Source organism: Dietzia sp. DQ11-38-2 (assembly GCF_014145055.1).
Taxonomy (GTDB): Bacteria; Actinomycetota; Actinomycetes; order Mycobacteriales; family Mycobacteriaceae; genus Dietzia.
In genome coordinates this window covers 1-9,284 of sequence record NZ_JAALDW010000225.1, presented here as the reverse complement: position 1 = coordinate 9,284, position 9,284 = coordinate 1, and the positions used below count along the sequence as shown (strand labels likewise).

Sequence of the window (9,284 nt, the reverse complement as noted above, 5' to 3'; positions counted from 1 at the left end):
TCCGCCGATCCTATCCGCCACCGGTGGCCGGGACCGCCCCGCCCCCGGGGCCCCGAACAGGCCATCCCCCGGCCGCGGTGACGCGGCGACCGGGGGATGGCGGGGTCGTTCGTGGCGGGTCCGGCCCGCGCTCAGACCTTCTGGTCGAGCTTGAGTGTGCGGGTCGACCGCTCGAACTGCTCGGCGAACAGACCCGGTTCGGCGGCCAGGTCGCGCCCGAGGGACGGGATCATCTCCTCGAGCGCGGGCTTCCAGTCGGCGAACCGGCTCGGGAAACAGCGGCGGAGCACATCGACCATCGCGTCGACCGCGGTCGAGGCACCGGGGGAAGCACCCAGCAGACCGGCGATCGACCCGTCGGCCGCGTTGACCACCGCGGTCCCGAACTCGAGCGTGCCACCGCGACCGTTGGGCTTGATCACCTGGACGCGTTGCCCGGCGACGACCTTCTCCCACTCCCCGTCCTGCGCGGACGGCACGAAATCGCGGAGTGCGTCGACACGCGCGCCGTGGTTCTTGGCCAGCTCGGTGATGAGGTACTTGACCAGGCCCATCTCGGTGAGGCCGATGTTGGCCATGGGCAACAGGTTCCCCGGCCGGACGCTCGAGGGCAGGTCCAGGAAACTGCCCATCTTGAGGAACTTCGGGGTCCATCCGGCGAACGGGCCGAAGAGCAGCCCCTTCTTGCCGTCGATGACACGGGTGTCGAGGTGCGGCACCGACATCGGTGGCGCACCGACCGACGCCTGGCTGTAGACCTTGGCCTGGTGCTGGTCGATGAGGTCGGGATTGGTGCAGCGGAGCCACTGGCCTCCGACGGGGAACCCGCCGATGCCCTTGATCTCCGGGATACCCGACTTCTGCAGGAGGTGCAGGGCCCCGCCGCCCGCTCCCACGAAGACGAACTTCGCGTCCACCGTGCGCTCGTCCCCGGTGTGGCGGTTGGCAACGGTCAGCCGCCAGGTCCCGTCGGTGTTGCGCTCGAGGTCCTTGACCTGGTTCTGGTAGTGGACCTCGGTGCCGGTCCTGGTCAGGTACTTCACGAACTGACGGGTGAGAGCACCGAAGTTCACATCGGTGCCGTTGTCGAAGTAGCTGAGGGCGAAGGGCTGCTCCGGGGAGCGGCCCCGGGCCATGAGGGGAACACGACGCTCGAGCTCCCCGAAGTCGGTGGTGTGGCCCATCCCGGGGAACAGGGGGTGACCCGCGAGCCTGTCGTACCGCTTCTGCAGGTACGCCTGGCCGGCCTCGCCGGAGACGAAACTCATGTGCGGGACCGGGCGGATCCACTCCGTCGGGTCACCGAGGATCGTGTTCTCCACGGCATAGGACCAGAACTGCCGGGAGACCTGGAACTTCTCGTTGACGCTCACGGCCTTGGTGATGTCCACGTCGCCGTCGGCGGTCTTGGGCGAGTAGTTGAGTTCGCAGAGCGCGGAGTGGCCGGTCCCGGCGTTGTTCCACGCATCGGACGACTCCAGCGCGGGGCCCTCGAGGCGCTCGAAGATCTCGATCTGCCAGTCGGGCTGGAGGCGACGCAGGAGAGCACCGAGCGTCGCGCTCATGGTGCCCGCGCCGATGAGCGCCACATCAGTCGTTCCGTGCTTTGCCACCTGGTCTGAAGTCACCGGCTACCCTCGCTATTTGGTCGTGGACCCGAATCGGACACGTCACGGGCCCGTCCTGGGACCCCGCGTCCACCGGGTCCCAAGACTACTCACCGGACCTCCCCCTCGGCACACCGGACTAGGGTGGTCGTCGTGTCTCCGCCCTCCCCCGATGCCGTCGCCCCCACCGGATCCGATGCGCGGTGGATCCCGGACCTGCTGGGGCCGTCCTACCGTCGTCTCGAGCTGCCACTCGGGACCGATCCGGACGGTGAGGGACCCATCTCCGCCACCCTGGTCCGGCACGAGGACTCACCGGATCAGCCGGTCGCGGCGCTGCTGGTGGTCCACGGACTGTCCGACTACTTCTTCCACACCCATCTCGCCGAGTTCCTCGCCGATCGGGGGATCGCCACCTACGGGGTGGACCTGCGCAAGTGCGGCCGCTCCAGGCGGGACGGACTGACGCCGCACTTCATCACCGACCTGGAGAGATACGACGAGGAACTCGACCGGTCGCTCGACGTGATCACCGCCGACCACCCGGGTCTGCCTGTCCTCGTGGCCGCGCACTCGACCGGAGGGCTCGTGGTGCCGTTGTGGCTCGCCCGCCGCCGCGACAGGGGCGCACTGGATCCCGTCGTCGGGCTGGTCCTGAACTCTCCCTGGTTCCAGCTCGACCTGCCCGACCGCGCGCGCCGGCTGGTGGACCCGGTCATCCGTGCCCTCGGTTCCGCCAGGCCCTACTACCGGCTCCCGCTGAAGACCTCGGACCGGTACGTGGTGAGCACCCACATCGATCATGACGGGGACTTCCACTTCGACACCGAGCTCAAACCCCCGGGCGGGGTGGGGGTCCGGGCCGGCTGGCTCGCGGCCGTCCGCCGCGCGCAGAAGCGCCTGCAGGCCGGGGTCGACCTCCCTCTGCCCGTCCTCCTGCTGCGGTCCACGGCCTCCTCCGTGGGCACCCACCGCGGGGACGGGCCGCCCGACGTCGACACCGACCTGATCCTGGACGTGCGGTCGATGGAGCGGTTCGCCGACCGTGTCTCGGACCGGGTCACGGACATCCCCGTCGACGGCGCCCGACACGACGTGTTCCTCTCCCGCGCGGACGTGCTCGAGGTGGTCTTCGGACACCTCGGCGACTGGTTGGACCAGATCCTCGCACCCCACACCAAGGAGTCCTGACGACAATGACCCAGACCCCCTCCCGTCACTTCGACCTCGTCGTGATCGGTACCGGAAGCGGGAACTCGCTGATCGACGAGTCGTTCGCGGACAAGTCCGTGGCGATCTGCGAGAAGGGAACCTTCGGCGGGACGTGTCTCAACGTGGGCTGTATCCCCACGAAGATGTTCGTCTACGCCGCGGACACCGCCGTCTCGATCACCCACTCGAGCACGTACGGGATCGACTCCACCCTTGACGGTGTCCGGTGGCCCGACATCGTCTCGCGGGTGTTCGATCGTCGGATCGACCCCATCGCCTCGAGCGGTGAGGACTACCGACGGAACCGGTGCGACAACGTCACGGTGTATGACGGTCACGCGAGGTTCGTGGGTCCGCGCACCATCGACACGGGGACCGGGGAGATCATCACGGCCGACTCCGTCGTGATCGCCGCGGGGGCCCGGCCCCTGATCCCCCGGATCGTCACCGACGCCGGCGTCGCCTACTACACCAGCGACGATGTCATGAGGATCCCCGAGCTCCCCAGGTCGATGGTGATCCAGGGCTCCGGCTTCATCGCCTGTGAGTTCGCCCACGTGTTCTCGGCTCTCGGTGTCGAGGTGACCGTGATCGGCCGGTCGGACGTCCTGCTCAAGCACGTGGACCGGGAACTGGCGGAGCGGTTCACCGACCAGGCCCGACTGAGGTGGGACGTCCGGCTCGGGCAGCAGATCACCACGATGACCGCGACCGGCGCGGACCGGCGCGGCGTCGAGGTCACCTTCGAGGACGGGTCGACCTGTTCCGGCGACGCACTCCTGGTGGCGACCGGCCGGATCCCGAACGGCGATCTCCTGGGACTCGAGGCGGCCGGGGTGGAGATGGACATCGAGCGGGTCCGCGTCGACGAGTACGGCCGTACCACGGCCGACGGCGTGTGGGCCTTCGGGGACGTGAGCTCGCCGTACCAGCTCAAGCACGTGGCCAATCACGAGCAGCGGGTGGTCGGGCACAACCTGCGGCACCCGGACGACCTCCATCCCGTGAACCACCGACACGTGCCATGGGCGGTGTTCACCTGGCCCCAGATCGCCTCGGTGGGTCTGACGGAAGTCGAGGCCCGGGAGGCGGGATTCGACATCACGGTGAAGGTCCAGGACTACGGCGACGTGGCGTACGGCTGGGCCATGGAGGACTCGGTCGGATGCTGCAAGCTCATCGCCGACCGGGCGACCGGACTACTCCTGGGCGCCCACATCATGGGCGCCCACGCGCCGTCCCTCATCCAGATCCTCATCCAGGCCATGGAGTTCGAGATCACCGTTCCCGAACTCGCGCGTCGTCAGTACTGGATCCACCCCGCGATGGCCGAGGTGGTCGAGAACGCCCTGTTGGGTCTGGACTTCCCGGACCGGGGCTTCTGAGCCGACGTCGGGGCCACCGCGCCGACCACGCGGGGTCAGCTCCCGCTCGGTAGCGTCAACACCTCGACGCCGTCCTGAGTGACCAGCACGGTGTGTTCGAACTGGGCGGTCCACGCCTTGTCCGCCGTGGTGACGGTCCAGTCGTCGTCCCAGACGTCGAACCCCGGACCACCCAGGGAGATCATCGGCTCGACGGTCAGGGTCATACCGGGCTCGAGGACCTCGGTCCGCGACGGGTCGTCGTAGTGGAGCACCACCAGGCCGTTGTGGAACGTGGGCCCCACGCCGTGCCCGGTGAACTCCCGGACGACCGTGTAGTCGAACCGTCGTGCGTAGGACTCGATGACGCGCCCGATCACGTTGACCTCCCGGCCGGGCCGGATGGCCCTGATCCCCCGGTCCATGGCCTCCCGGGTCCGTTCGACCAGCAGCCTGTTCTCCTCCGAGACGTCGCCGGCCAGGAACGTGGCGTTGGTGTCACCGTGCACCCCGTCGATGTAGGCGGTGACGTCGATGTTGACGATGTCACCGTCCATGATCACCGTGGTGTCGGGGATGCCGTGGCAGATCACCTCGTTGAGGGAGACGCAGCTGGACTTGGGGAAGCCCTTGTACCCCAGGGTCGACGGGTAGGCGCCGTGATCGCACATGTACTCGTGGGCGATCCGGTCGATCTCGTCGGTCGTGACGCCGGGCGCCACAGCTCGCCCGGCCACGGCGAGGGCGTCGGCCGCTATGGTGCACGCGGTGCGCATCGACTCGATCACCTCGGGGGTCTGCACCCACGGCTCACCGTTGGCCTCGTCGACGCGGTCGCGCCAGACGTACTCCGGCCGTGGGATCGACTCGGGCACCGTCCGGATCGGGGTGGGGTCACCGGGGACGAGGGGATGGCGGGTGGGGGTCGTCATGGTCTCCAGGATAGGGCCGCTCGCGCGACCGGACCGGTCCGGGAGGTCACAGCAGGACGGTCGCGTAGTCGACGGCGTCGGTCATCCCGACCCGGCGGTAGGTCGCTCGGGCGGCGGTGTTGGATCCGTTGACCACGAGCGACGGAGTCAACCGGCGGGCCTGGAGGGCGGAACACACCGCGGCGATGCCACCGGTTCCGAGCCCTGCCCCCCTCCGCTCGGGTCGGACCCAGACCCCCTGGATCTGCGCCGACCACGACGAGACCGCGGCGACGTCGGCCTTGAAGAACACCTCACCGTCGTCGACCCCGATCCATGTCCTGCCCCTGGCCAGGGAACGCGCGACCCGACGCCGGAACGGGATCCCGGAACCCACCGCGAACGGATCGGAGCCCAGCTCCTCGCGGTACATCGCCGCAGCGGCGGCGAGGACCGATTCGAACTCGACCAGGGTCGCGGCCCGGACACCGCCGAGGACGAGGGCCCGGTCCACCGGGCGGCGCAGGGACATGAGGTGCTGCGAGTCCCGATACTCCCGGTGGGGACCCCAGCAGGCGCCGAGAGCGTCCCACAGTGCGGAGACCTGTTCCCTCCGCCCGTGGACGGACATCGGACCGACACCCAGGCCCGCCACGGCGACTCCGAGCGCGCGGTGATCGTGCGCGTCACCGCGCAGGGGCAGGACCGAGCTCCCCACGAACACCAACGACCTCTCGGGGCCACCCAGGGTGAGGAACCTGCCCTCCGGCCCGGGGACCGCACCGGAGGTGGCGAACTTCTCCGCAGCGGGACACGACACCAGCGGGTCGGACTCGAGGACCGCGAGGAGTGCCCGGGCCTCTCCGGGCCCCACCCCGCGGCATCCGTCGGTCGCTGCCGCAGGCGCGGCCGTGTCGGTCATGGCCTATCGCGTGACCTTGACCTGGGGGCCCTGGCCGACGGCGGCCTCCCCGACGGGTTCGCCCATCTCCTCCGCGATCCGCATGGCCTCCTCGATAAGCGTCTCGACGATCATCGCCTCCGGGACGGTCTTGATGACCTCGCCCTTGACGAAGATCTGGCCCTTCCCGTTACCCGAGGCCACACCCAGATCCGCCTCACGCGCCTCACCAGGTCCGTTGACCACGCACCCCATGACCGCGACCCGCAGCGGGACGGTCATGCCCTCGAGACCCGCGGTGACCTCGTCGGCGAGCTTGTAGACGTCCACCTGGGCACGCCCGCACGACGGGCACGAGACGATCTCGAGCTTGCGGGGACGCAGGTTCAGGGACTGCAGGATCTGCGAGCCGACCTTGATCTCCTCGACCGGCGGCGCGGAGAGGGAGACCCGGATGGTGTCGCCGATCCCCTCCGACAGCAGGGCCCCGAACGCGACCGCGGACTTGATGGTGCCCTGGAACGCGGGCCCGGCCTCGGTGACCCCGAGGTGGAGCGGGTAGTCGCTCTTCGACGCGAGCTGACGGTAGGCCTCCACCATGATCACGGGATCGTTGTGCTTGACCGAGATCTTGATGTCCCCGAACCCGTGCTCCTCGAAGAGGGACGCCTCCCACAGCGCGGATTCCACGAGCGCCTCCGGGGTGGCCTTGCCGTACTTGGCGAGCAGTCGTGGGTCGAGGGACCCCGCGTTCACCCCGATCCGGATGGGGATACCGGCCGCACCGGCCGCCTTCGCGACCTCCGCGACCCGCCCGTCGAACTCCTTGATGTTTCCCGGGTTGACCCGCACCGCCGCGCACCCCGCGTCGATCGCGGCGAAGATGTACTTGGGCTGGAAATGGATGTCCGCGATGACGGGGATCGGCGACTTGCGGGCGATCGTCGACAGGGCGTCGGCGTCCTCCTGGCGGGGACAGGCCACGCGCACGATGTCACAGCCCGACGCCGTGAGCTCGGCGATCTGTTGGAGCGTGGCGTTGACGTCGTGGGTCTTGGTGGTGGTCATGGACTGGACCGACACCGGATGATCGCTGCCCACACCGACCGGGCCCACGGCCAGTTGACGCGTCCTGCGGCGCGGTGCGAGGACCGGCGGCGGACCGTCTGGCATGCCCAGACCGACGGGGATGGAGGAGGAGTCGTTCACAACAGGGCCTTCCGTAGGGTTGCCAGCCGGGTGCTCGCTGATCGGCGTCCGCCATTATCCGCGTTCCGGGGCGCGGGGGCGAGGGCAGGAGTCCGCGCGCTCATCCCGTCAGCAGTATGGGGTTGACGAAGTCCGCCGTGATGACGATGGCGGACACGCCGATCAGCAGCACGAACACGCCGATCGTCAGCGGCGCGAGCTTCTCGTAGTCGGCCGGCCCGCCCGGCGCCAGACCGCGGAGTCGTCTCAGTGCGTCCCGGATCTTCTCGTAGAACACCACCGCGATGTGCCCACCGTCGAACGGGGTGAGCGGGACGAGGTTGAACGCCCCGAGGAACAGGTTCAGCCCGGCGAGGAAGAGCAGGAAGAGCCACCAGGCACCCTGTTCTGCCGCCTGGCCGCCGATGTGGCTCGCGCCGACGACCGAGACGGGCGAGTCCTCGGCCCGCTCGGCACCGAAGATCGACGCCGCCACCGCCGGGATCTTGGACGGGAACGAGATGAGCCCGTCGATCGTGGCCTCGATCATCTCCCCGGTGAAGACGAAGGTCGCCGGGATGGCTCCGAGCGCATCGTAGGTGTGGACCGACTGATAGGCGGGGTCGTCGAGGATCTCCCGCGGGATCCCGTCCTCGGACAGCCGGACTCCCAGTGCCCCCCTCGCCTGCCCGCCCTCGGAGGACGAGGTCAGGCTCGCCGTCGTCGTCAGTGTGTCCCCCGCCCTGTCCACCGTCACCGGCACGGTCTGGCCGGGACGCGCGGAGACCACCTCGGACAGGTCGGACCAACTGTTCACGGGCTGCCCGTCCACGGATGTGATCCGGTCGCCGGGCAGGATCCCCGCCTCACCCGCGGGGCCGACCCCGACCCCGCACCGATCCGCCGCCGCGCAGGTGTCGCCCACCACCGCAGCGACCCGGTCGGTCGGGATCGGCTGGACGTCCCTGTTGACCAGACCCCACCCCAGGGCCACCGTGTAGAAGAGCGCGATCGCCAGGACGATGTTCATGACGGGGCCGGCCAGCAGGACCGCCACACGCTTCCACCAGGCCTGACGCCACATGGCCTTCGGTTCGTCCTCCGGCGCGAGTTCGTCGTACGCGGTCATCCCGGCGATGTCGCAGAACCCGCCCAGCGGGACCGCCTTGAGGCCGTACTCGATCCCGCCACGGCGCACGGACCACAGCGTCGGCCCGAAACCGACGAAGAATCGACGGACCTTCATGCCCGACCACTGCGCCACCCTCATGTGCCCGTACTCGTGGAGCACGATCGACACCATGATCCCTAGTGCGAAGAGCACGATCCCGAGGACCATCACGGCTCAGCCCTCCCGACCCGCGACGAGGGCGGCGGCGTGCCGCCGCGCCCAGGATTCCGCCGCCGTCACGTCGTCCAGATCCCGGGGATCGGATGACCACTCGTCCGCCGCCCCGACCGTCTCCGCCACCACGTCGACGATCTCGGTGAAGCCGATCCGGCCGTCGAGGAAGGCCGGCGCGGCCTCCTCGTTGGCGGCGTTGAACACCGCCGTCCGCAGGCCCCCCGCCGATCCCGCCGCGCGGGCCACGGAGATCGCCGGGAACGTCTGCTCGTCCACGGGCTCGAACGTCCAGGTGTGTGAGGCGGAGAAATCCAGGGGGGTCGTGGCCCCGGGGATCCGGTCCGGCCACCCGAGGGACAGCGCGATGGGCAACTTCATCGAGGGAGGAGAGGCCTTGGCGATCGTGGCACCGTCGACGAAGGTCACGGCCGAATGCACCACCGACTGCGGGTGGACGGTCACCTCGATCTTGTCGTAGGGCACCCCGAACAGCAGATGCGCCTCGATGAGCTCGAGAGCCTTGTTGACCAGGGTGGCCGAGTTGAGCGTGATCATCCGCCCCATCGCCCAGGTGGGGTGCTGCAGCGCCTGCTCCGCGGTGACGTCCGCGAGCTGCGCGCGCGTCCTGCCCCGGAACGGGCCTCCGGACGCGGTGAGCACCAGTCCCGCGACCTCGTCCGCCGTGCCCGAGCGCAGGCACTGCGCCATGGCCGAGTGCTCCGAGTCCACGGGCACCAGCTGCCCCGGCGCGGCGGC

The 9,284-nt window shown here is 69.5% G+C and carries 7 protein-coding genes and 1 pseudogene; 2 read left to right on the top strand and 6 right to left on the bottom strand.

Features of this window, described 5'->3' with window-relative positions:
* Window positions 1–131: 131 nt before the first annotated feature.
* The gene (gene mqo, locus G6026_RS08320; RefSeq protein WP_107756621.1) at window positions 132–1,628 is read right to left on the bottom strand and encodes a malate dehydrogenase (quinone); all 1,497 of its coding nucleotides are present in this window, start codon (window positions 1,626–1,628) and stop codon (window positions 132–134) included.
* 132 nt (window positions 1,629–1,760) lie between these two features.
* On the opposite strand from mqo, the gene G6026_RS08315 reads away from it, so the two are divergent.
* Together G6026_RS08315 and mtr are read left to right on the top strand one after the other, a co-directional pair.
* The gene (locus G6026_RS08315; RefSeq protein WP_309230189.1) at window positions 1,761–2,798 is read left to right on the top strand and encodes an alpha/beta hydrolase; all 1,038 of its coding nucleotides are present in this window, start codon (window positions 1,761–1,763) and stop codon (window positions 2,796–2,798) included.
* Window positions 2,799–2,803: 5 nt separating this feature from the next.
* Window positions 2,804–4,204, top strand: a complete 1,401-nt coding sequence (gene mtr / locus G6026_RS08310; RefSeq protein ID WP_107756623.1) for a mycothione reductase — start codon at window positions 2,804–2,806, stop codon at window positions 4,202–4,204.
* 35 nt (window positions 4,205–4,239) lie between these two features.
* Here mtr and map read toward each other — a convergent pair whose 3' ends face one another.
* The 5 genes and pseudogenes from map to G6026_RS08285 all read right to left on the bottom strand — a co-directional run.
* Window positions 4,240–5,115, bottom strand: a complete 876-nt coding sequence (gene map, locus G6026_RS08305) for a type I methionyl aminopeptidase (protein ID WP_182612889.1) — start codon at window positions 5,113–5,115, stop codon at window positions 4,240–4,242.
* A 46-nt stretch (window positions 5,116–5,161) separates the two neighbouring features.
* Complete coding sequence (locus tag G6026_RS08300; RefSeq protein ID WP_107756625.1) at window positions 5,162–6,016, bottom strand: GNAT family N-acetyltransferase; 855 nt, start codon at window positions 6,014–6,016, stop codon at window positions 5,162–5,164.
* Window positions 6,017–6,019: 3 nt separating this feature from the next.
* Window positions 6,020–7,168, bottom strand: coding sequence for a flavodoxin-dependent (E)-4-hydroxy-3-methylbut-2-enyl-diphosphate synthase (gene ispG, locus G6026_RS08295; RefSeq protein ID WP_182612891.1), 1,149 nt, complete (start codon window positions 7,166–7,168; stop codon window positions 6,020–6,022).
* Window positions 7,169–7,304: 136 nt separating this feature from the next.
* Entirely contained in the window at window positions 7,305–8,522 is a 1,218-nt protein-coding gene (locus tag G6026_RS08290) for a M50 family metallopeptidase (protein WP_107756627.1), read from the bottom strand.
* 6 nt (window positions 8,523–8,528) lie between these two features.
* Window positions 8,529–9,284, bottom strand: a pseudogene (locus G6026_RS08285) (1-deoxy-D-xylulose-5-phosphate reductoisomerase); the annotation flags it as partial.

Excerpts from the sequence above, each read along its gene's own strand:
- map (WP_182612889.1), bottom strand. The coding sequence starts at position 5,115 with ATGACGACCCCCACCCGCCATCCCCTCGTCCCCGGTGACCCCACCCCG.
- mtr (WP_107756623.1), top strand. The coding sequence starts at position 2,804 with ATGACCCAGACCCCCTCCCGTCACTTCGACCTCGTCGTGATCGGTACC.
- G6026_RS08290 (WP_107756627.1), bottom strand. The coding sequence starts at position 8,522 with ATGGTCCTCGGGATCGTGCTCTTCGCACTAGGGATCATGGTGTCGATC.
- G6026_RS08300 (WP_107756625.1), bottom strand. The coding sequence starts at position 6,016 with ATGACCGACACGGCCGCGCCTGCGGCAGCGACCGACGGATGCCGCGGG.
- ispG (WP_182612891.1), bottom strand. The coding sequence starts at position 7,168 with ATGCCAGACGGTCCGCCGCCGGTCCTCGCACCGCGCCGCAGGACGCGT.